General features: G+C 60.9%; 24 protein-coding genes. 9 read left to right on the plus strand and 15 right to left on the minus strand.

Going from position 1 to position 20,144, the window contains the following annotated elements; genetic code table 11:
* Window positions 1-20: 20 nt before the first annotated feature.
* The gene (locus KW837_RS24390) at window positions 21-1,904 is read left to right on the plus strand and encodes a TonB-dependent receptor domain-containing protein (RefSeq protein ID WP_218398877.1); all 1,884 of its coding nucleotides are present in this window, start codon (window positions 21-23) and stop codon (window positions 1,902-1,904) included.
* Window positions 1,905-2,037: 133 nt separating this feature from the next.
* On the opposite strand, the gene KW837_RS24395 is transcribed toward KW837_RS24390, so the two are convergent.
* The 12 genes from KW837_RS24395 to nrdR all read right to left on the minus strand — a co-directional run bounded on the left by KW837_RS24395 (window position 2,038) and on the right by nrdR (window position 11,013).
* Window positions 2,038-2,838 (minus strand): cobalamin-binding protein, encoded by an 801-nt coding sequence (locus KW837_RS24395; RefSeq protein ID WP_218398878.1) that lies wholly within the window; start codon window positions 2,836-2,838, stop codon window positions 2,038-2,040.
* Window positions 2,838-3,257 (minus strand): MFS transporter, encoded by a 420-nt coding sequence (locus KW837_RS24400; protein WP_123498512.1) that lies wholly within the window; start codon window positions 3,255-3,257, stop codon window positions 2,838-2,840. The genes KW837_RS24395 and KW837_RS24400 overlap by 1 nt, the downstream gene beginning before the upstream one ends.
* On the minus strand, window positions 3,254-3,871 hold the full coding sequence (gene ribA / locus KW837_RS24405; protein ID WP_007906827.1) for a GTP cyclohydrolase II: 618 nt from the start codon (window positions 3,869-3,871) through the stop codon (window positions 3,254-3,256). The genes KW837_RS24400 and ribA overlap by 4 nt, the downstream gene beginning before the upstream one ends.
* 233 nt (window positions 3,872-4,104) lie before the next feature.
* Window positions 4,105-4,818, minus strand: a complete 714-nt coding sequence (locus KW837_RS24410; protein WP_185022182.1) for an ABC transporter substrate-binding protein — start codon at window positions 4,816-4,818, stop codon at window positions 4,105-4,107.
* A 47-nt stretch (window positions 4,819-4,865) separates the two neighbouring features.
* Window positions 4,866-5,369 carry a phosphatidylglycerophosphatase A gene (locus KW837_RS24415; protein WP_218398879.1) on the minus strand — a complete coding sequence of 168 codons (504 nt, stop codon included), beginning with the start codon at window positions 5,367-5,369 and terminating at the stop codon, window positions 4,866-4,868.
* Entirely contained in the window at window positions 5,366-6,331 is a 966-nt protein-coding gene (gene thiL / locus KW837_RS24420; RefSeq protein ID WP_218398880.1) for a thiamine-phosphate kinase, read from the minus strand. Before thiL ends, KW837_RS24415 begins: the two co-directional genes overlap by 4 nt.
* Window positions 6,332-6,505: 174 nt before the next feature.
* Window positions 6,506-7,006: a transcription antitermination factor NusB gene (gene nusB, locus KW837_RS24425; RefSeq protein ID WP_007906833.1), complete on the minus strand. Its 501-nt coding sequence runs from the start codon at window positions 7,004-7,006 to the stop codon at window positions 6,506-6,508.
* A complete protein-coding gene (gene ribE / locus KW837_RS24430) occupies window positions 7,003-7,479 on the minus strand; it encodes a 6,7-dimethyl-8-ribityllumazine synthase (RefSeq protein WP_003228649.1) in 477 nt (158 codons plus the stop codon). Before ribE ends, nusB begins: the two co-directional genes overlap by 4 nt.
* A 91-nt stretch (window positions 7,480-7,570) precedes the next feature.
* Window positions 7,571-8,662, minus strand: a complete 1,092-nt coding sequence (ribBA, locus tag KW837_RS24435; RefSeq protein ID WP_007906834.1) for a bifunctional 3,4-dihydroxy-2-butanone-4-phosphate synthase/GTP cyclohydrolase II — start codon at window positions 8,660-8,662, stop codon at window positions 7,571-7,573.
* Window positions 8,663-8,693: 31 nt separating this feature from the next.
* Window positions 8,694-9,371 (minus strand): riboflavin synthase, encoded by a 678-nt coding sequence (locus tag KW837_RS24440; protein ID WP_123498508.1) that lies wholly within the window; start codon window positions 9,369-9,371, stop codon window positions 8,694-8,696.
* Window positions 9,372-9,418: 47 nt separating this feature from the next.
* Entirely contained in the window at window positions 9,419-10,552 is a 1,134-nt protein-coding gene (gene ribD / locus KW837_RS24445) for a bifunctional diaminohydroxyphosphoribosylaminopyrimidine deaminase/5-amino-6-(5-phosphoribosylamino)uracil reductase RibD (protein WP_218398881.1), read from the minus strand.
* The gene (gene nrdR / locus KW837_RS24450; protein ID WP_007906838.1) at window positions 10,549-11,013 is read right to left on the minus strand and encodes a transcriptional regulator NrdR; all 465 of its coding nucleotides are present in this window, start codon (window positions 11,011-11,013) and stop codon (window positions 10,549-10,551) included. Before nrdR ends, ribD begins: the two co-directional genes overlap by 4 nt.
* Before the next feature lie 117 nt (window positions 11,014-11,130).
* On the opposite strand from nrdR, the gene KW837_RS24455 reads away from it, so the two are divergent.
* The 3 genes from KW837_RS24455 to trxA all read left to right on the plus strand — a co-directional run bounded on the left by KW837_RS24455 (window position 11,131) and on the right by trxA (window position 13,312).
* Window positions 11,131-11,595, plus strand: a complete 465-nt coding sequence (locus KW837_RS24455) for a YbaY family lipoprotein (RefSeq protein ID WP_218398882.1) — start codon at window positions 11,131-11,133, stop codon at window positions 11,593-11,595.
* A complete protein-coding gene (locus KW837_RS24460) occupies window positions 11,592-12,248 on the plus strand; it encodes a methyltransferase (protein WP_218398883.1) in 657 nt (218 codons plus the stop codon). The genes KW837_RS24455 and KW837_RS24460 overlap by 4 nt, the downstream gene beginning before the upstream one ends.
* Window positions 12,249-12,439: 191 nt before the next feature.
* Window positions 12,440-13,312: a thioredoxin gene (gene trxA / locus KW837_RS24465; RefSeq protein ID WP_007906841.1), complete on the plus strand. Its 873-nt coding sequence runs from the start codon at window positions 12,440-12,442 to the stop codon at window positions 13,310-13,312.
* Between the two features lie 118 nt (window positions 13,313-13,430).
* On the opposite strand, the gene KW837_RS24470 is transcribed toward trxA, so the two are convergent.
* The gene (locus KW837_RS24470; protein ID WP_218398884.1) at window positions 13,431-13,778 is read right to left on the minus strand and encodes a hypothetical protein; all 348 of its coding nucleotides are present in this window, start codon (window positions 13,776-13,778) and stop codon (window positions 13,431-13,433) included.
* A 135-nt stretch (window positions 13,779-13,913) separates the two neighbouring features.
* On the opposite strand from KW837_RS24470, the gene KW837_RS24475 reads away from it, so the two are divergent.
* The 5 genes from KW837_RS24475 to KW837_RS24495 all read left to right on the plus strand — a co-directional run bounded on the left by KW837_RS24475 (window position 13,914) and on the right by KW837_RS24495 (window position 18,090).
* Window positions 13,914-14,507 (plus strand): DUF2796 domain-containing protein, encoded by a 594-nt coding sequence (locus tag KW837_RS24475; RefSeq protein WP_218398885.1) that lies wholly within the window; start codon window positions 13,914-13,916, stop codon window positions 14,505-14,507.
* Window positions 14,508-14,663: 156 nt separating this feature from the next.
* Entirely contained in the window at window positions 14,664-15,374 is a 711-nt protein-coding gene (locus tag KW837_RS24480; protein WP_218398886.1) for an ABC transporter ATP-binding protein, read from the plus strand.
* A gap of 1 nt (window position 15,375) precedes the next feature.
* Window positions 15,376-16,641 (plus strand): ABC transporter permease, encoded by a 1,266-nt coding sequence (locus tag KW837_RS24485; RefSeq protein WP_218398887.1) that lies wholly within the window; start codon window positions 15,376-15,378, stop codon window positions 16,639-16,641.
* Between the two features lie 11 nt (window positions 16,642-16,652).
* Window positions 16,653-17,171, plus strand: a complete 519-nt coding sequence (locus KW837_RS24490; RefSeq protein WP_123720598.1) for a DUF3299 domain-containing protein — start codon at window positions 16,653-16,655, stop codon at window positions 17,169-17,171.
* A 220-nt stretch (window positions 17,172-17,391) separates the two neighbouring features.
* Complete coding sequence (locus KW837_RS24495) at window positions 17,392-18,090, plus strand: OmpW family protein (RefSeq protein WP_218398888.1); 699 nt, start codon at window positions 17,392-17,394, stop codon at window positions 18,088-18,090.
* 177 nt (window positions 18,091-18,267) lie between these two features.
* Here the strand turns inward: KW837_RS24495 and KW837_RS24500 are convergent, their stop codons facing one another.
* Both KW837_RS24500 and KW837_RS24505 read right to left on the minus strand, forming a co-directional pair.
* Window positions 18,268-19,197 carry an NAD-dependent epimerase/dehydratase family protein gene (locus tag KW837_RS24500; protein WP_218398889.1) on the minus strand — a complete coding sequence of 310 codons (930 nt, stop codon included), beginning with the start codon at window positions 19,195-19,197 and terminating at the stop codon, window positions 18,268-18,270.
* On the minus strand, window positions 19,190-20,074 hold the full coding sequence (locus KW837_RS24505; RefSeq protein WP_218398890.1) for a sugar nucleotide-binding protein: 885 nt from the start codon (window positions 20,072-20,074) through the stop codon (window positions 19,190-19,192). Before KW837_RS24505 ends, KW837_RS24500 begins: the two co-directional genes overlap by 8 nt.
* Between the last annotated feature and the right edge of the window lie 70 nt (window positions 20,075-20,144).

Raw genomic sequence — 20,144 nt, forward strand, 5'->3', positions numbered from 1 at the left:
AGAGCGTCAACGGACTACCCATGAAACTCCCCCGCCTCGCCCTGGCGCTGACCCTCCTGCCGGCCGGCCAACTCTTGGCCGACACCTTCGAACGCGACCAGGCCCTGAAACTGCCGGACGTGCTGATCAGCGCCAACCGTCAGGTCGAAGCGCGCAACGACAGCAGCGCCGCCAACACCGTGTTCACCCGCGACGACATCGACCGTCTGCAGCCGAGCAGTGTCACTGACCTGCTGCGCCGGGTACCGGGCGTACAGGTCGGGCAAACTGGCGGGCGCGGCAGTCTGCCGGGGGTTTACATTCGTGGTACCAAGTCGGCGCAAAGTCTGGCGCTGGTCGACGGCCAGCGCATCGGCAACTCGACCTCCGGCGACAGCAACCTGCAACACATCAACATCGAACAGGTCGAGCGCGTGGAAGTGCTGCGTGGTTCGCGTTCAGTGATTTACGGCAGCGATGCGATTGGCGGGGTGATCCAGATCTTCACCCGCCGTGGTGGCGAACAGGGCTTGCAACCCCGCATGCACGTGGGGGTTGGCAGCAATCAGACCTGGGAACGCAGCCTTGGATTGTCTGGCGGCGACGCGCAGACCCGCTTCAATCTCGGTGCCAGCCTCGATGAAACGGCAGGCATCAATCGCACTCACCAGTCTTGGCCCAGTGATGGCGATCACGATGAATACCGCAATAAGTCGGTCAGCTTTAGCCTGAGTCACGCCCTCACCGATGACATCGAAGTCGGCGCCAATCTGCTGGATAACCAGGGCAAAAGTGCCTTCGATAATCCGTTCGGCCGCTTCGACATGAACACCTTCAAATCGGTCCAGCAGCAACCCTACAGCAAGTTCTCTGTGAGCAGCGTCAGCAGTTACGTCGATGCGCGCATCAACGACGCCTGGAAAACCCGCGTCGAGTTCGGCCATAGCGAAAACCGTGAGAAGACGCTCGACAAGCTCAGCGATGAGCGCAGCGTGTTCAACACCTACCGCGATTCGGTGAATTGGCAAAACGACCTGACCCTGAATGAACGCAACAGCCTGATCCTCGGCGGCGACTGGTACGAAGACCGAATCAACAGCAGCACTGCGTTCGACGAAGACAGCCGCTGGAACCGTGCAGCGTTTATCCAGCATCGCTATCAAGCCGACAGCTTTTCTACCGAACTGGGCCTGCGTCGCGACCAGAATCAGCAGTTCGGCAGCCAGAACAGCTGGAGCGGCACGTTCACACTGCCGCTGAACCCGGACAACGATGTGCTGTTGACCTACAGCGAAGGCTTCCGCGCGCCGACCTTCAACGACCTGTACTACCCGGATTTCAGCAATCCGGATTTGAAACCCGAAACCTCGAAAAGTTATGAGTTGCAATGGCGCAGTCAGCTGACGCAGAGCAGTCGTCTGGAAGCTTCGCTGTATCGCACCGATCTGCAAGACGCAATTATTTTCGGCAGCAACAACCGCCCGGCAAACGTCGCTTCGGCGCGGATCAACGGTTTCGAAGCGGCCTTGAAACAAGAGCTGTTCGGCTGGCAGAGCAACCTTGGCCTGGCAATCATCGACCCGCGGGATCGCGACAGCGGCCACACCCTCGCCCGTCGTGCACGGCGGACGTTGAGCCTGGACCTGGATCGGCAGTTCGACCGGCTCGGCCTCGGTGCCAGTTGGCAAGCGGTGAGCAGTAGTTATGACGACGAGAACAATCAGCAGCCGTTAGGCGGGTATGCGTTGTTGGGGTTGCGCAGCAGTTGGGCGCTGAATCGCGAGATCAAGCTGGAATTGAAGGTCGATAACCTGCTGGACAAGGGCTACAGCCGGGCGTTGTACAGCCATGATGGCAGTCAGTATGGGTATCGTGAGGAAGGCCGGGCGTGGATGTTCGGGGTGACCTGGACGCCAGGGTTTTGACCAGAGATCAGCGGTGTTCAGGCGGGCCTCTTCGCGGGCAAGCCTCGCTCCTACGGGTTTGAGTCGATCAAAAAAATTGAATAACTCCAATCCTGTAGGAGCGAGGCTTGCCCGCGAAGGCCGCGCCTCGGTCTCAACGGTCCGGCGCGATCACTTGGCACAACTTGGCAGTCGCTTCGATCATCTGCCCACTCGGCCGCTCCAGGCCTTTGTCCGTCACCAGCAGCAATTGCCCCTGCGCCACCGCCGTTACCTGAGGCCAGCTCTTCCACGCATCGAGCTGCGCCTGATCACTGGCCAGAATCACCTCGGGATTGCGCTGCAACACCGCCTCCACACTGATCTGCGGAGCAGGCTGTGTCAGATCGGCAAACACATTGCGCGCCCCGCACACCGCTAGAGCATCGCTGATGATCTGCCCACCGCCCACGGTGTACAGCGGGCGATCCCAGACTTGATAAAACACCCGTAACGGTTCATCCCTTCGATAACGCTGGCGCAGGGAGTCGAGTCGTTGACGCAGATTTTCGGCCAATGAAACGCCACGCTCCGGTCTTCCGAGCTGCGTAGCGATCACTTCAATCTGGGAGGCAAGTTGTTCGAGGTTGTGGGGTTCGGCGACATAGGTGGGAATGTTCAGCCGTTTGAGCTGCTCACGCTGGACCGGCCCCACACTGCCCGGCCACAACAGCAATAGATCGGGTTTGAGGCTGAGCAATCGCTCCATGTCCAACTGGCCGTAGTTGCCAACAGAAGGAATGTCTTTGAGTTCAGCGGGACGTTCGCCAGCATCCAGCACACCGACCAGAAGGTCAGCCGAGTTCAGCTCAACGACAATCTCAGAAAGCGACGGCGCCAGACTGACGACCCGTTCAACCGCAGCCGCCGAACCGCTGACAGCCAGCAGCGACACTGCCAGCCAGATGCTGCGCATCAGCCGAGTTGACGCGGGATACGGTAGAGGTAGAACAGCACCGTGGTCGACAGCGCCAGCAGCACCAATGGAACGGCTTCAAGACCTACGAATACCGCCAGCGCACCAATCCAGGCGGGCAGGCCGGCGACCAGAAACGCAGCACGGCGTTTCGCGGCCAGGGCAATCCAGGCGCTGGGTTCTTCAGGAGTGTCGAGGGCTTTCTGGGTAGCGATCAGTGCGTGCTTGTAACCGCCAAAGAACTTCAGGCTGACAAACATCGACGCCACACCGGCGATGAACAATGGCATCGCCAGTACCGGCAAAATCGCCTCGCTCTGGCCGAATACACCATTGACCACGAACAGCGGCACCAAAGCCAGCGCCAGGTATTGCCACCAATTGACGGACAGTCGCCGCCGTACCTGACCGCGGGTCACGCCCGGTCAACCTCGCCCTGATGCTCGTTGCCCATCATATGGTCGAGCTTGCTGGCCTTGGTGGCCAGATAGAGTTTGTTGTGTGGGTTGTGCCCGGTGTGCAACGGCACGCGCTCGGCAACCACGATGCCCATGTCGGTCAAGGCTTTGACCTTGCGTGGGTTGTTGGTCATCAGACGCAGGGACTTCACGCCCAGGTGCTCCAGCATCGGCAGGCACATGGCGTAGTCGCGCTGGTCGGCGGCAAAACCCAGACGCTCGTTGGCTTCAACGGTGTCTGCACCGCCATCCTGCAATTCATAGGCGCGGATCTTGTTCAGCAGGCCAATGCCGCGACCTTCCTGACGCAAGTAGAGCAACACGCCACGGCCTTCACGGGCGATCGCCTGCAGGGCTGCCTCGAGTTGCGAACCGCAGTCGCAGCGCTGGCTGAACAAGGCATCGCCGGTCAGGCATTCGGAGTGCAACCGGCCGAGTACCGGAGCACCGTCGGCAAACTCACCCAGGCTCAGTACGACGTGCTCGCGCCCGTTCTCTTCGTCGAGAAAGCCATGCATGGTGAATTGCGCAAAAGGCGTTGGCAGCTTGGAAGCGGCGACAAAAACGACAGGCACCGGTGTGCTCCTGATCTATAAGTACTGAAGATTCGCAGAGGCGGCATTGTAACAGCACGTTCCTACAGACGCTTAGGCTGAATTATGGGGCATAACGATCAAAAAGTTTGATCAAGAGGCCAAGCCAACAACCCTGTGGGAGCGGGCTTGCTCGCGAAGACGGTTCCACATTCAAAATCATTGTGACTGTCACACCGCTTTCGCGAGCAAGCCCGCTCCCACATTCACCGTACTTATTCTGTGTCAAACGGGTACGGCTGTTTCCACTTTGCGAAAATCGGTTTCAACTGGCCGTTTTTTACCAGCACTTCCATGCGCTGATCGAACAGCGCCATCAACGTGCGAGCCCGAGGTGTATCGGCGAAGCACAGGTAAAGCGGTAATTCCGCGATATGCGTGCGGCGAAACTGCGACGTGTCCGTGACTCGGCTAAGGACGTAATCGACTTCAGTCAGTGCATCGATGTAATAGTCGGCGCGATTGTGGGTCAGCATGGACGCAATTCCCGTCCGCCGCACGACTTCGTTATAGCGCTGCACATTGGGTAGATAAGCCTGATATTTGTAGCCGCGTACCCAGGCCAATCGGTAGCGGCCCAAGGTATCCAGGGTCGGCGCCGGATTGCTGGCCAAGCCCAAGGCGTAGATGTGGTCGGTATCGAAATTCCATCGTGGATAAAGCAGGTCGCTCGCCTCCTCCCGATAAGAACCGACACAAGCGTCCACTTCCCCACGCTGGGCCAAGCCCATGGCGCGCGTATAAGGTTCGGTTCGAATATCCAGTTTTACGCCCGCCGGCTCGAAGACTTTGCGTAACACCTCCCAGCCCAAACCCTGACCATCGGCGGCGGTAAAGTCTTCCCAGGCTTCGCTGGCGAGGTGAATCACGGAGGGCGTCGTCGGTGCATCCTCCGCCCGGGCGAGCGAGCAAAACACCGCGAAAACCATCAGCAGCAACCCGCGTCGCGCTATCCCCGGTTCTCTCACTTGGCGCCTCAGACGAGAAACCACACCAGCCCTTGCATCGCCAACCACGCAAATACGCCTGCCAGCACGTCGTCGAGCATGATCCCGACCCCACCGTGCACATGCCGGTCGATCCAGTGAATCGGCCAGGGCTTGAGGATGTCGAAGAAGCGGAACATCAGGAACCCCGCCAGCAACCAATACCAGCCTTCCGGTACCAGCCACAGGGTGATCCACATCCCGACCATTTCGTCCCAGACGATGCCTTCATGGTCGTGCACGCGCAAATCATCGGCGACCTTGCCGCACAGCCAGAAGCCGAACAGCATGGTGATGCCGAGCATCAGCCAATAGCCCCAATCGGGCAGCATCTGCCACAACGGAATGAAGGGTAACGCCACTAACGAACCCCAGGTGCCCGGCGCTTTTGGCAGGGTGCCCGAGCCGAAGCCGAACGCCAGGAAATGCCAAGGGTTGCGCCAGACCGACGGCGGTACGAACTCCGCCGGGACCTGTTTGGGATGATCTGTCACGGTGTCTCCCGAAAATGTTGATAGCCCCGGATTGACGGGGTGATGTCGTGTCCGTCGGCGTCCAGCAGTGTCACGCCCTGCCCCGCTACGACCCGCCCAAGCACATGGATCGACCAGCCGTCCGCCAGCAACGATGGCAACTCGGCGGGCGGCAAGGTGAAGGCCAGCACGTAATCGTCACCGCCACTGAGGGCGGCTTGCTCAGCGTCGGACTGACCGAGGAAGGCCAGCAGCGCCTTCGACAACGGCAGCTTACTGCGCTCCACCTGAACCCCGACTTTCGACGCCAGGGCAATATGCCCACAGTCGGCGAGCAGCCCGTCGGAGATATCCAGCGCCGCCGTGGCTCTGCCGCGCAACGCCATGCCCAGACCCAGCTGCGGTTGCGGCGACCAGTAATGGGCGCGCAACGGATCAGCAATGGCCGCGTCAGCCATTCGCTGACCGAGTACCAACGGCAATGCACCCGCGCCGTTCCCCAACTCACCGCCCACGCAGAACAAATCGCCCGGCTGTGCGCCGCTGCGGGTCAACGCCAGGCCGACCGGCACCCGACCGAACACAGTCATGGTCAGGCTCAACGGCCCGCGGGTGGTATCGCCACCCACCAGCGCCACGCCGCAATTTTGCGCCATGAGGTTCAAACCACGGGCGAAGGCTTCCAGCCAATCGGTGGTCACCGTCGGCAAGGTCAGGGCAAGGGTAAAGGCAATGGGAGCGGCGCCCATGGCGGCCAGGTCACTGACCGCCACAGCCAGCGAGCGCTGACCGAGCAGAAACGGGTCACAGGGGTCTGCGAAATGCACACCGGCCACGAGCGTGTCGGTGGAAATTGCCAACTGCTCCCCGGGGGGAACAGCCAGCAAGGCGCAGTCGTCGCCGATCCCCAGAGCAACGCCTTCGCCGCCCTGCGCACAAGGTGCGGCGGCGAAGAAATTGCGGATCAGCTCAAACTCGCCCATTGGGTGTCCTGTCTCACCAATACTGTTCATTTTTTTACGGCGTCTGGTGTCGCCATACTGCGTTGCCGCTCCTCGCCATAGCCAGCTATGACTCGTCGCGGCGCCTTGTCTGGCAACACCAGCCACTCGCCAAAAAACGAACGTATCGGCGAGACAGGACACTGCAAGCGCCGATCAGCGCTTGAACGCCTTCACTTCAGCTTCACGCAGACGCGGGGCCAGCTTGTCGAGCACGCCGTTGACGAACTTGTGGCCGTCGGTGGAACCGAAGACCTTGGCCAGTTCGATACCTTCGTTGATCACAACGCGGTACGGCACATCAACGCGCTCGAGCAGCTCCCAGGTGGACAGGCGCAGAACCGCCAGTTCAACCGGGTCCAGCTCTTCGATGGTGATGTCCAGGCATGGCGCCAGTGCGGCATCGATCCGGTCCTTCTGAGCCGGAACCCCATGCAGGATTTCACGGAAGTAGGCGCCGTCGACATCGCTGAAATCGTTATCGACCCGAAACTGCGCTTCGATCTCGTTCAGCGACTGCTTGGCCATGTGCCATTGGTACAGCGCCTGAGTCGCGAGCTGACGGGCTTCGCGACGCTTGACGCTTTTCGATGGCTTGCCGGCATCCGCAGGCTTTGGATCGCGCGGGTTGAAACGATCGCTTTCGTCGCTAATCACTTGGCCTCCAACTGCGCCAGCAGGCTGACCATTTCCAGAGCGGACAGGGCAGCTTCAGCACCTTTGTTACCGGCCTTGGTGCCGGAACGTTCGATGGCTTGTTCGATGGAATCAACGGTCAGTACGCCGAAAGCGACCGGTACGCCGAACTCCATGGACACCTGGGCCAGGCCCTTGGTGCATTCGCCCGCCACGTATTCGAAGTGCGGAGTACCGCCACGAATGACTGCGCCCAGGGCGATGATTGCCGCGAACTCGCCCTTCTGAGCGACTTTCTGCGCAACCAGCGGGATTTCGAAGGCGCCAGGCGCACGGATGATGGTGATGTCGCTTTCGCTCACGCCATGGCGAACCAGGGCATCAACTGCACCGCTGACCAGGCTTTCAACGACGAAGCTGTTGAAACGGCCCACTACCAAAGCGTAGCGGCCTTTAGGGGCGATGAAGGTACCTTCGATGGTCTTCAGGGTCATTCGTTAGATCTCTTAAAGAGCCGGGACGCGTTTTCTACGCGTCCCTCAGTGATGTGTTAACCGCGAATACAGGCCCGCAAATTGCCGGTCATTATTCGGAGGGCACGTATTCTACAACTTCCAGATCGAAACCGGATATCGCATTAAATTTCATCGGCGCACTCATCAGGCGCATTTTGCGCACGCCCAGGTCGCGAAGGATCTGTGAACCGGCACCGACGATGCTGTAAGTGGTCGGTTTTTTCACTGCGCTGTGATCCGCGGTTTCGCGAATGTGCGCCAGCAATACGTCGCCATCGAGCGGGTGACCGAGCAACAGCACCACGCCACTGCCAGCCTCGGCAACCGCAGCCATGGCGGCGCGCAGGCTCCAGCGGCCTGGTTGCTTGACCATCAACAGGTCTCGCAGCGGGTCCATGTTGTGTACCCGGACCAGCGTCGGCTCTTCGGCGCACACGGTGCCCAGGGTCAGGGCCATGTGCACATCGCCTTCCACCGAATCACGATAGGTCACCAGGTTGAACTGGCCCAATTCGCTGTCCAGCGGCTGCTCGGCAATCCGCTGAACGGTACGTTCGTGGATCATCCGGTAGTGAATCAGGTCGGCGATGGTGCCGATCTTGATGTTGTGTTCGGCGGCAAAGGCTTCGAGTTCGGCACGACGGGACATGGTGCCGTCGTCGTTCATCACTTCGCAGATCACACCGCTCGGCTCGAAACCGGCCATGCGCGCCAGGTCGCAGGCAGCTTCAGTGTGACCGGCGCGGGCCAGCGTACCGCCGGCCTGGGCCATCAGCGGGAAGATGTGGCCGGGGCTGACAATGTCTTCAGCCTTGGCGTCTTTGGCGGCAGCGGCTTGCACGGTACGCGCACGGTCGGCCGCGGAGATACCGGTGGTCACGCCTTCGGCGGCTTCGATGGACACGGTGAACTTGGTGCCGAAACCGGAACCGTTGCGTGGCGCCATCAACGGCAGCTTGAGCAGTTCGCAGCGTTCGCGGCTCATCGGCATGCAGATCAGGCCACGAGCGTGCTTGGCCATGAAGTTGATGTGTTCAGGCTGGCAGCACTCGGCGGCCATGATCAGGTCGCCTTCGTTCTCGCGGTCTTCGTCATCCATGAGGATGACCATCTTGCCTTGGCGGATGTCTTCAACCAGTTCTTCGATGCTATTGAGCGCCACAAGGCACCCCCCTTCTTTCGAAATTTGAGCTTCAGGATTTGAGGTAGCCGTTTTGGGCCAGAAAGCTTTCGGTGATGTTACTGGACGGCCTTTGCGAAGAGTCAGACTCTGCGGCTTTATCGCCTAAAAGCAGGCGTTCCAGATAACGTGCCAGCAAGTCGACTTCAAGATTCACCCGGCGACCTGGCTGGTACGACGCCATGATGGTTTCGCTCAGGGTGTGCGGAATGATGGTCAGCAAGAACTCGGCGCCATCGACTGCGTTCACGGTCAGGCTGGTGCCGTCGACGGTGATCGAGCCTTTATGGGCGATGTACTTGGCCAGGTCTTTCGGGGCACGGATGCGGAATTCCACAGCGCGGGCATTCTCGGTACGGGCAACCACTTCGCCCACGCCATCGACGTGACCACTGACCAGATGCCCGCCGAGACGGGTGGTCGGGGTCAGGGCTTTTTCCAGGTTGACCGGGCTGCCGCTTTTCAAGTCATTCATGGCGGTGCAATCGAGGGTTTCGCGACTGACGTCTGCCGCAAAGCCATTGCCCGGCAATTCAACCGCGGTCAGGCACACGCCATTGACGGCAATGCTGTCGCCCAGCTTTACGTCGCTCAGGTCGAGCTTGCCGGTTTCTACGTAAACCCGCACATCTCCGCCTTTTGGGGTCAATGCGCGAATACTGCCGATGGATTCGATGATGCCGGTAAACATGGAGTCCTCCTCGAGAACAGAGCCAGCGCTAGAGCAATGGCCAGGAATTATACGCTCGCCGATGGCACAGGGATGGCAGTGACTCGCCAGTCATCGCCAACCGCGCGGATTTCGGTGATTTTGAGCTCGGGCGCGTCTTTCATCTGCGCCAGTGGCCAGTCCAGCAAGGGTCGGGCCGAGGAGCCGAGAAACTTGCCGGCAATGAATATCTGAAACTCATCCACCAGCCCGAGCTGGGCAAACGCGCCAGCCAGTCGTGGGCCGGCCTCGACCAGCACGTCATTGACGCCACGGTTGGCGAGTTCGACCAGTAACTGATGCAGATCGACCTGGCCATCGTCGCCCGGCACGATCAGGCATTCCGGGCCGTTGGCGTACTGTTCTTCCACCGCGACACACGTGGCGACCAGCGCCGGACCGGCCTTGAAGAACGGTGCATTCAGAGGCACCCGCAGGCGACCGTCGATCAGCACACGAAGCGGCGGACGGCTCATGGCCAAGGCCGTTTGTTCAGCGTCCAGACCCAACTCGTCGGCACGTACGGTCAAGCGCGCATTGTCCGCCAGTACCGTGTCGGCGCCGGTCAGCACCACGCTGGCCTGGGCGCGCAAACGCTGTACCGCCGAACGCGCCGCCGGCCCGGTGATCCACTGGCTCTCGCCGCTTTCCATCGCCGTGCGACCGTCGAGGCTCATCGCCAACTTGACCCGCACGAACGGCAAGCCATGTTCCATACGTTTGAGGAAGCCTTGATTGAGCTTGCGCGCCTCGCCTTCCAGCACGCCGCTTTCAGTGGCGATACCGGCCTGGGCCAGACGCTGCAGACCGCGACCGGCGACTTCCGGGTTCGGGTCCTGCATCGCCGCAACGACGCGCGCCACACCGGCATTCACCAGCGCATCGGCGCAGGGCGGCGTACGGCCGTGGTGGCTGCAAGGTTCGAGGGTCACGTAAGCCGTGGCGCCCCGCGCCTTGTCGCCAGCGACGCGCAGGGCGTGGACTTCGGCGTGCGGTTCGCCGGTGCGCACATGCCAACCTTCGCCGACAATCTGCCCGTCACGCACCACCACGCAGCCAACCCGGGGGTTGGGATGCGTCGTGTAATGACCTTTGCGCGCCAGTTCCAGGGCCCGGGCCATGTAATGCGCATCGAGGATGGCTTGTTCGGGAGGTGTGGTCATTCTTTCACCGGCTCACGGGCGAGGCGATCGATCTCTTCGCGGAACTCGTTGAGGTCCTGGAAGCGTCGGTACACCGAAGCGAAGCGGATATAGGCGACTTCATCAAGCTTCTTCAGCTCGGCCATCACCAGTTCGCCGACCACGAGGGATTTGACCTCGCGTTCGCCGGTGGCGCGCAGCTTGTGTTTGATGTGCACCAGCGACGATTCGAGGCGCTCGACACTCACCGGGCGCTTCTCCAGCGCCCGCTGCATACCGGCACGGAGTTTTTCTTCGTCGAACGGCTGGCGACTGCCGTCGGTTTTGATCAGGCGCGGCAACACCAGTTCAGCGGTTTCGAACGTCGTGAAACGTTCGCCGCAGGCCAGGCATTCACGCCGGCGGCGCACCTGTTCGCCCTCGGCGACCAGACGCGAGTCGATGACCTTGGTGTCGTTGGCACCGCAGAAGGGACAGTGCATGGTGGCAGGCAACAAAAAATGGGAGGGCCATGGTAGCGCATCCCCGTGGCAAGACAAGCCATAGGGTTTGCGGTATACAGACTGGCTGTCTATGGATTTCGCTTGCTGGAGCCGCCAATGTCTTTACGACCACTCATTTTGCTCAGTCTTTTCAGCCTGTTGGTGGCCTGTGGCAGCGATGCGCCCAAGCCCCAGCCGCCAACGCCCGGCCCTGCACCGCAACAGGCGCAGAAGAAAGCCAAGGCCTCGACCGAACTCGGCCCCCTGCCGGCTTATCAACGTGAATTGAGCGGCACTCTGCAGGGCGTGCCGGCCGGTGCCGAAGTCGAACTGGCGTTGCTGGTGATCGACGAAAAGGATCGTCCGCAACTATTGCTCGCCAGTTCCAGCCTGATCGGCACCAATCAGGTGTTGCCGTTTCGCCTGCGTTTCAACCCCGAGTCCTTTCCGGCCGGTGCCCGCGTCGAGCTTCGTGGTCGCGCCAGCCAGTCCGGGCAGTTGATTCTGCATCTGCCGGCGCAAATGATCACACAGCCAACCACCCAGGCATTGGGTCAGCTGCAATTCGTCAAAGCGCCATGATTGCACCGCTCGACCTGCAACAGGCGTTGGGTGAACTGCTTGGCGATGCACAGCTTGTAGCCTGTGAGTTACCCGGCACCGAGCTGAAACTCTGGCTGATCGACGGCGACAACATGGATCGCGCCTTCAGCCCGGAAGAAACCCGGCGGATTCTTCACGAGCCGCCATATTGGAGTTTCTGCTGGGCCAGCGGGCTGGCCGTGGCTCGCTATCTCGCCGAGCACCCGCAATGGGTCGAAGGCAAACGGGTGCTGGATTTCGGCGCCGGCTCAGGGGTCGCCGGGATTGCGGCGGTGAAAGCCGGGGCACTGGAAGTGGTGGCCTGTGACCTGGACCCGTTGGCGATTGCCGCGTGTCGGGCGAATGCCGAACTCAATGGCGTGCAGCTCAGCTACTCGACGGACTTTTTCACCGAGGCCGATCGGTTTGATCTGATTCTGGTGGCCGACGTGTTGTACGACCGGGCAAACCTGCCGTTGCTCGACGAGTTTCTCAGCCGTGGCCGGGAAGCGTTGGTGGCGGATTCGCGCGTGAGGGATTTTCGCCATCCGTTGTATCAGCGCATCGAAATGCTGGAGGCAATGACCTTGCCGGATCTGGCCGAACCCGAAGAGTTTCGGTATGTGAGCCTCTATCACGCGCGGCGTGGCTAGCTAAAAGCTTCGCGGGCAAGCCTCGCTCCTACAGGTCCGCGCTGATTTCAAGATCGACACCAACCCTGTAGGAGCGAGGCTTGCCCGCGAAGGCGTCCCGTCGGGCAGCGCACCTCTCAATGGCACACCGCTTCCGGCCACCCCCCACCAAGCCTTATAGTTGACCCATCCACGCTTTTACGAGATAGCCCATGAGTCAGGAAACGCCGTACATTTTCGACGCCACGACTGCCGATTTCGACCAGTCGGTGATCGAGAACTCTTTTCACAAACCGGTGCTGGTGGATTTCTGGGCCGAATGGTGTGCGCCGTGCAAGGCCTTGATGCCGATGTTGCAAACCATCGCCGAGAGCTATCAGGGCGAGTTGCTGCTGGCCAAGGTCAATTGCGACATCGAGCAGGACATTGTTGCGCGCTTCGGCATTCGCAGTCTGCCGACTGTGGTGCTGTTCAAGGACGGTCAGCCGGTGGACGGTTTTGCCGGTGCACAACCGGAATCGGCTGTGCGCACGATGCTCGAACCCCACGTGCAAATGCCGCCGCCCGCTGCAGCCGACCCGTTCGAACAGGCTCAGGCGCTGTTCGATGATGGCCGCTACGCCGACGCCGAAGCGACGCTCAAAGTACTGCTGGCTGAAGACAACACCAACGCCAAGGCGCTGATCCTCTACGCCCGCTGCCTGACTGAGCGCGGCGAACTGGGTGAAGCGCAAATCGTGCTCGACGCGGTCAAGACCGATGAGCACAAGGCTGCCCTGGCCGGCGCCAAGGCGCAGATCCAGTTCCTCGGTCAGGCCAGGGATTTGCCGGATGCGGCAGACCTGAAAGCGCGTCTGGCGAAAAATCCGCAGGACGATGAGGCCGTCTATCAACTGGCGATCCAGCAACTGGCCCGTCAGCAATACGACGCGGCGCTGGATGCCCTGCTAAAACTGTTCATCCGCAATCGCAGCTACAGCGAAGGCTTGCCGCACAAGACCTTGCTGCAAGTGTTCGAACTGCTGGGCAACGATCACCCGCTGGTGACCACGTACCGTCGCAAGTTGTTCGCTGCTCTCTATTAACGTCAAAAGATCGCAGCCTTCGGCAGCTCCTACAGGGGAATACAGATCCCGCGTAGGAGCTGCCGAAGGCTGCGATCTTTTTTGCGGCTTACTCGATCCGTCCGTGTGAACCCGATTACTACGCGGGCTCGATCCAGTGGTACAGCGGCGTATCCCCGCCGCTCACCACTTTGACGCCTGCACAGTGGCGCAAGCGCACCAACAAGCGCTTGCCCGCCGCTGCGCTGCCCGTCAATCCTTCCAGCTGCTCCAGCAAATCCGGCCCGCTCAATTGTCCGGCCTTGCGTAGTAACTCTTGGGCGATCTGCCACAGCGCATCGTCCTGATTCACCGGTTTGGCGGGCGCAACACTCGCCTCGGGTTTTGCTGCCTGCAACTGCGCACCGAGTTGCGCCCAGTCGCCTTCATCGAGCTCCAGTGTCAAATCCACCGGCCAGTCGCCGATGCTTCCGCGTATTCGCAACATAAGTCTGCTCCTGCCCATACCTGACTCCCATGCTCCCATGGGTCTTGCGCAACGCCAAGCAGACGGTCAAACTCTCCGCACTTTCGTTATAAGATTACATAACAAACTTTTCATTTTACTTTCCGGAGATCCGTCATGCGCCGTCTGCTGCTCGCTTTGCCGTTTGCCTTGTTGCCGCTGGCTGTCGCCCATGCGGCGGTCGAGCATGATCACGATCATGATGAACATGGCAGCCTCAGCGCCCACGAACATGGCGTCGGTCGCCTGAATGCCGCGCTGGATGGCCAGACTCTGGAGCTGGAGCTGGAAAGCCCGGCGATGAACCTGGTGGGTTTCGAACACGCCGCTACCACCGACGCCGACAAGGCCAAAGTCGCCGCCGTCCGCGCGCAGCTGGAAAAACCGCTGGTGCTGTTCAATCTGCCAAAAGCCGCCGGTTGCGTGGTCGCGACTCAGGAACTGGAAAGCCCGCTGTTCGGTGACAAGCCGGATGCCGATGACCATGATGAAGAAGAGGCCAAGGATGGTCATGAGCATCACCATGACCACAGCGAAATCCATGCCCATTACCAATTCAGCTGCTCGGCTCCGGGCGCACTGAAGACCCTGGACCTGGCGAATATCTTCAACACATTCCCGGCCACCCAGAAGATTCAGGTACAACTGATCAGCCCGAGCGGGCAGCAAGGGGTTGAAGTGACGGCCAAGGCGGCCGCCCTGAAATTCTGATCCGACACCATCCCCTGTAGGAGCGAGGCTTGCCCGCGAAAACGATCTGACAGTCGACATCATTGTTGAATGTAAAGGCCTCTTCGCGGGCAAGCCTCGCTCCTACGGAGATCGGTGTTGAATGTGAAATTGAGACAAACCCATGAAATCGGCGCCATGACCCAAGCACTCATCGAACTGTCCGACCTGGGCTTCAGTTGGCCCGGGCATCCGCCGTTGCTGGACATCCCGGCGTTCCGCCTGGAACCCGGTGAAACCCTGTTCCTCAAAGGCCCCAGCGGCAGCGGCAAGACCACTCTGCTGGGCCTGCTCGGCGGCGTGCAAAAGCCTGATCGCGGCAGTATTCGCCTGCTTGGCCAGGAGTTGACCGAACTCTCTGCCGGTGCCCGCGACCACTTCCGCGTCGATCACACCGGCTACATCTTCCAGCAGTTCAACTTGCTGCCGTTTCTCTCGGTACGCGAGAACGTCGAGCTGCCCTGCCACTTCTCCAAGCTGCGTGCCGAACGGGCGAAACAGCGACACGGCAGCGTCGATCAAGCCGCGGCCACCCTGCTCGCCCACTTGGGCCTGAAGGATGAAAACATCCTCAGCCGCCGCGCCGATTCGCTGTCCATCGGCCAGCAGCAACGGGTCGCCGCAGCGCGCGCGTTGATCGGTCAGCCGGAACTGGTGATCGCCGACGAACCGACCTCGGCGCTGGACTACGACGCCCGCGAGAACTTCATTCGCCTGTTGTTCGCCGAATGCCGAGAAGCCGGGTCGAGCCTGTTGTTTGTCAGCCATGACCAGAGCCTCGCGCCGCTGTTCGATCGCCACCTGTCGCTGGCCGATCTCAATCGCGCCGCCACCCCGTCCGAGGTTTGAGATGTATTTGTTTCGTCTAGCCATGGCCAGCCTGGCTAACCGTCGCTTCACCGCGATCCTTACCGCGTTCGCCATCGCCCTGTCGGTCTGCCTGTTGCTGGCCGTGGAGCGGGTGCGCACCGAGGCCAAGGCCAGTTTCGCCAGCACCATCAGCGGCACCGACCTGATCGTCGGCGCGCGTTCCGGCTCGGTGAACCTGCTGCTTTATTCGGTGTTCCGCATCGGCAACGCCACCAACAACATCCGCTGGGACAGCTTTGAACATTTCGCCAACAACCCGAAAGTGAAGTGGGCGATCCCGATGTCCCTCGGCGATTCCCATCGCGGATATCGGGTGATGGGCACCACCGGGGCGTACTTCGAGCATTACCAGTACGGCCATCGACAGCACCTCGAACTGGCCGACGGCCGCGCCTTCGCCAGCGATCCATTCGAAGTGGTGCTCGGCGCCGAAGTGGCCGATGCACTGCATTACAAGCTCGGCGACAAACTGGTGTTAGCCCATGGCGTAGCGGTGATCAGCCTGGTCAAACACGACGACAAACCATTCACCGTGGTCGGCATTCTCAAACGCACCGGCACCCCGGTGGACCGCACGCTGCATATCAGCCTCGGCGGGATGGAAGCGATTCACGTCGACTGGCACAACGGCGTTCCGGCGCGCGGTAATGGCCGGATCAGTGCCGACCAGGCGCGCAACATGGACCTGACACCACAAGCGATCACTGCGTTCATGCTCGGCCTCAACAGCAAGATTTCGACGTTTGCGCTGCAACGGGAGATCAACGAATTCCGTGGCGAACCGATGCTGGCGATCCTGCCGGGTGTGGCATTGCAAGAGCTGTGGAGTTTGATGAGCACGGCGGAAAAAGCCTTGTTCGTCGTCTCGCTGTTCGTCGTGCTCACCGGGTTGATCGGCATGCTCACGGCGATTCTCACCAGCCTCAACGAGCGGCGCCGCGAGATGGCGATTCTGCGCTCGGTCGGCGCTCGGCCGTGGCACATCGCGACCTTGCTGGTGCTGGAAGCCTTTGCCCTGGCGTTGTCCGGAGTAATTGCCGGTGTGGCGCTGCTGTATGTGTGCATCGCTGTGGCGCAGGGTTACGTGCAGGCGAATTACGGCTTGTACTTGCCGCTGGCCTGGCCGAGTGAATATGAATGGACGCTGCTCGGTGGCATCCTGATCGCCGCGCTGCTGATGGGCAGCGTGCCGGCCTGGCGTGCTTATCGCCAATCCTTGGCCGATGGCCTGTCGATCCGACTATGAGGACGTTAATGATGCCCCGCGCTGTGCTTGCGCTATTGATGCTGGTTGCCCTTCCGCTGTGGGCGGCCGAGCCGAAGGACCTGACCTGGTCGGAAATGATCCCGCCGGATGCGGCGCCAGAAGTGCCGAACATGACGCCGCTGCATGACCTGTCGAAGATGAGCGATGCGTTGTCCGCAGAATCGGCCCCGGCCGCCAAGCAGGACATGCCGAATGCGCCGGTGGTGAAGAGCCTCGACGGCAAGAACATTCGTTTACCGGGGTACATCGTGCCGCTGGAAGTCAGCGAAGAAGGCCGCACCACGGAGTTTCTGCTGGTGCCATATTTCGGCGCCTGCATCCATGTGCCGCCGCCACCGTCGAACCAGATCGTGCATGTCAAAAGCGAAGTCGGCGTGAAGCTTGATGAGCTGTATCAGCCGTACTGGATCGAAGGGGCGTTGCAGGTGAAAGCATCCACCAGCGAGTTGGCGGATGCCGGGTATCAGATGGAGGCGGACAAGATTTATGTGTATGAGCTGCCGGAGTGACCGGTAGTTTTGTTTTGATAGTGAGGACGCCTTCGCGGGCAAGCCTCGCTCCTACAGAGGCCACGCAAGCCCCGTAGGAGCGAGGCTTGCCCGCGAAGAGGCCATCAAGGTTGCGCAAAAATCAAGGCCATCACTGTTTCATTGAGCTGAATCAAAAGACCGTATCAGTTGGATCCCTACCATTGGACATCGAACATTTTTAACGTCCTTTGGAGCCCCCATGCACAAGTCCAAGCTCTGCGCTTCGCTGTTCGCCCTCGCGCTCGCAGCCCCGCTCGCCCATGCCCACACCGCCGGTGACATCATCGTTCGGGCCGGTGCGATCACCGTCAACCCGGAAGCCGACAGCTCCAGCGTCAAGGTCGATCAAGGCCCGCTGAAGGGCGCCGATCTGGGTGGCAAGGCCACCATGAGCAGCGACACCCAACTGGGCTTGAACTTCGCCTACATGATCACCAACAACCTGGGGATCGAACTGCTCGCGGCCTCGCCGTTCGAGCATGACGTGAAGCTCAAAGGCACCGCCCTCGGCGCCGCCAACGGCAAACTCGGCACCCTCAAACACCTGCCGCCGACCCTGAGCCTGGTCTACTACCCACTGGATTCCAAGTCCGCGTTCCAGCCGTACATCGGCGGCGGTATCAACTACACCTGGATCTACGACGAGCACGTCGGCAGCGAAGCCGCCGCCAACGGCTTCAGCAACTTCAAGGCGGAAAACTCCTGGGGGCTGGCCTGGCAGGTCGGTGCCGATTACATGCTGACCGAAAACGTAATGATCAACGCCCAGGTGCGCTACATCGACATCGACACCACCGCGACCGTGGAAAACAACGCCGTCGCACCGGGTACCCGGGCCAAGGTCGACGTCGATGTGGACCCGTTCATTTACATGGTTGGTTTGGGTTACAAATTTTAATCAACACTTGTCCGGCCTTTGTGGCGAGGGAGCTTGCTCCCGCTGGGCTGCGAAGCGGCCCCAAAAAACTGCGAGCGCTGCGCACTCGAACGGGAGCAAGCTCCCTCGCCACAAGGAACTGCATCGGCCACAAAAAAGGCGCCTTCAACGGCGCCTTTTTCATGGCTGTGTAAAACCTCAGTGCCCCAGCAACCGCGCCAGGCCGACACTCATCGGCGTCTGCTGCGGGTAGGTAAAGCGCTCCAGCAAACGTCGGTTGTTCGCGCGTGAATGGCGGATGTCACCGGAACGCGCCGGGCCGTAGCTCACGGGTGGCAGCTTGCCGACCACCGCTTCAAGGGCTTCAAGCATTTGCTTGAGGGTCGTCGCCTGATTCCAGCCGACATTCACCGCGCCGACTTCGACCTGCGGTTTCTCGATGGCTTGCACCAACACGTCCACCAGGTCCTCGACATAGACAAAATCCCGAGTCTGCTCGCCATCGCCAAACACGGTGATCGGCAAGCCTTTCTGCGCGCGCTCGCTGAATATGCTGATCACCCCGGAATACGGCGAGGACGGATCCTGGCGCGGGCCGAAGATGTTGAAGAAGCGGAAAATCACCGGTTCCAGACTGTGCTGGCGACGATAGAAATCGAAGTAATGCTCGCTCGCCAATTTGTCCGCCGCGTACGGCGTCAACGGCGCCTTGGGCGTGTCTTCGTCGATCGACTCGCCTTCGCCATTATTGCCGTAGACCGCCGCGCTGGATGCGAACAGCACCCGTTTGACGCCGGTCTGACGCATGGCTTCGCAGATATTCAGCGAACCGATGAAATTGCTCTGGTGAGTCTTCACCGGATCATCCACCGAAGCCTGCACCGAGGCTACCGCGGCCAGGTGCGCAACAGCGCTGCAACCGACCATCGCCTGCGCCACCAATGCGGCATCGGCGACATCGCCCACGATCAGTTCGACGAGGGGATTGTCCAGCGGCAGGTTGCTGCGTTTGCCGGTAGAGAGGTCATCGAGAATGCGCACCGAATGCCCTTTGGCAAGCAAGGCGTCGGTCAGGTGCGAACCGATGAAACCGGCGCCGCCGGTGATTAAAACAGGGCTGTCAGCCATGGCGATAAAACCTATCCAGTAAGCCCGGGAGTGCCGCGCGCCAGGCGCGGGGCTTGATCCCGAAAGTGTGCAGAATTTTCTTGCAGGCCAGCACCGCGTGTTGCGGTTCTTCGGCGGCGTCGGGCCGCGCGGCGTGAGCCTGGGCGGTCGGTGCTTCGATGGCCAACGGGTGCAGGGCGCGTGCTTCGGTAAGAATCGCCTGCCCCAGTGCCAACGGTGTGGTCGCCTCATGCCCGGCGTAGTGGTAAGTACCCCACAGCGGCGCGGAGCAATCGAGTTGCTTGAGCACTGAAATGATCACCCGGGCGGCATCGTCCACTGGCGTCGGATTACCGCGACGGTCATCGGCCATCAGCAGTTCTTCAGCTTTCTCGGCCCGGGCCAGGAACCGCCCGAGGGTGCCGTCGGGGCTGTCATCGAGCAGCCAGCCGAAACGCAGCAGCACGTGCTGCGGACAGGTGGCGCGCACGCTTTGCTCGATTCGCCACAAGGCCTGACCGCGCAGGCCCAGCGGTACCGGTTCGTCTTTTTCGCTGTAGGCGGTCGCCCGGGAGCCATCGAATACGCGATAACTCGACGGTTGCAGCAGCACGATGTTGTGATGCTGGCACAGCTCGGCCAGCCGTTCGATGGCTCGCTCCTGCCCGGCCAGACGCTGCTCACTGACGGTCTCCGCCTGGAACCAGTCAAAATAGTAGGCGAGATTGATCAACGCATCCGGACGGGTATCGTCGAGCAGTTGCGTCAGGCTCGCGGCGTCCCAGCCGTCTTGTGGTGGGCGGGGGGCGAGGAAACCGATGTCTTCCTCCGCACCGAGGCGAATCAGCGCCTGCCCAAGGGCATTTCCGCCGCCCAGTAACATAAGGCGCATTCGCATAGAGTCAGCAGGCCCAGTCTGATTGGAACGATGGCTTTATCGACAGCGCCCGCAGGCGATGTCCTCAATA

Source organism: Pseudomonas sp. PDM24 (assembly GCF_019218905.1).
In the GTDB taxonomy this organism is placed as follows: Bacteria; Pseudomonadota; Gammaproteobacteria; order Pseudomonadales; family Pseudomonadaceae; genus Aquipseudomonas.

Excerpts from the sequence above, each read along its gene's own strand:
- KW837_RS24390 (WP_218398877.1), top strand. The coding sequence starts at position 21 with ATGAAACTCCCCCGCCTCGCCCTGGCGCTGACCCTCCTGCCGGCCGGC.
- KW837_RS24395 (WP_218398878.1), bottom strand. The coding sequence starts at position 2,838 with ATGCGCAGCATCTGGCTGGCAGTGTCGCTGCTGGCTGTCAGCGGTTCG.
- KW837_RS24410 (WP_185022182.1), bottom strand. The coding sequence starts at position 4,818 with ATGGTTTTCGCGGTGTTTTGCTCGCTCGCCCGGGCGGAGGATGCACCG.
- thiL (WP_218398880.1), bottom strand. The coding sequence starts at position 6,331 with ATGGGCGAGTTTGAGCTGATCCGCAATTTCTTCGCCGCCGCACCTTGT.
- ribE (WP_003228649.1), bottom strand. The coding sequence starts at position 7,479 with ATGACCCTGAAGACCATCGAAGGTACCTTCATCGCCCCTAAAGGCCGC.
- KW837_RS24440 (WP_123498508.1), bottom strand. The coding sequence starts at position 9,371 with ATGTTTACCGGCATCATCGAATCCATCGGCAGTATTCGCGCATTGACC.
- ribD (WP_218398881.1), bottom strand. The coding sequence starts at position 10,552 with ATGACCACACCTCCCGAACAAGCCATCCTCGATGCGCATTACATGGCC.
- nrdR (WP_007906838.1), bottom strand. The coding sequence starts at position 11,013 with ATGCACTGTCCCTTCTGCGGTGCCAACGACACCAAGGTCATCGACTCG.
- KW837_RS24455 (WP_218398882.1), top strand. The coding sequence starts at position 11,131 with ATGTCTTTACGACCACTCATTTTGCTCAGTCTTTTCAGCCTGTTGGTG.
- KW837_RS24460 (WP_218398883.1), top strand. The coding sequence starts at position 11,592 with ATGATTGCACCGCTCGACCTGCAACAGGCGTTGGGTGAACTGCTTGGC.
- trxA (WP_007906841.1), top strand. The coding sequence starts at position 12,440 with ATGAGTCAGGAAACGCCGTACATTTTCGACGCCACGACTGCCGATTTC.
- KW837_RS24470 (WP_218398884.1), bottom strand. The coding sequence starts at position 13,778 with ATGTTGCGAATACGCGGAAGCATCGGCGACTGGCCGGTGGATTTGACA.
- KW837_RS24475 (WP_218398885.1), top strand. The coding sequence starts at position 13,914 with ATGCGCCGTCTGCTGCTCGCTTTGCCGTTTGCCTTGTTGCCGCTGGCT.
- KW837_RS24480 (WP_218398886.1), top strand. The coding sequence starts at position 14,664 with ATGACCCAAGCACTCATCGAACTGTCCGACCTGGGCTTCAGTTGGCCC.
- KW837_RS24485 (WP_218398887.1), top strand. The coding sequence starts at position 15,376 with ATGTATTTGTTTCGTCTAGCCATGGCCAGCCTGGCTAACCGTCGCTTC.
- KW837_RS24490 (WP_123720598.1), top strand. The coding sequence starts at position 16,653 with ATGCCCCGCGCTGTGCTTGCGCTATTGATGCTGGTTGCCCTTCCGCTG.
- KW837_RS24495 (WP_218398888.1), top strand. The coding sequence starts at position 17,392 with ATGCACAAGTCCAAGCTCTGCGCTTCGCTGTTCGCCCTCGCGCTCGCA.
- KW837_RS24500 (WP_218398889.1), bottom strand. The coding sequence starts at position 19,197 with ATGGCTGACAGCCCTGTTTTAATCACCGGCGGCGCCGGTTTCATCGGT.
- KW837_RS24505 (WP_218398890.1), bottom strand. The coding sequence starts at position 20,074 with ATGCGAATGCGCCTTATGTTACTGGGCGGCGGAAATGCCCTTGGGCAG.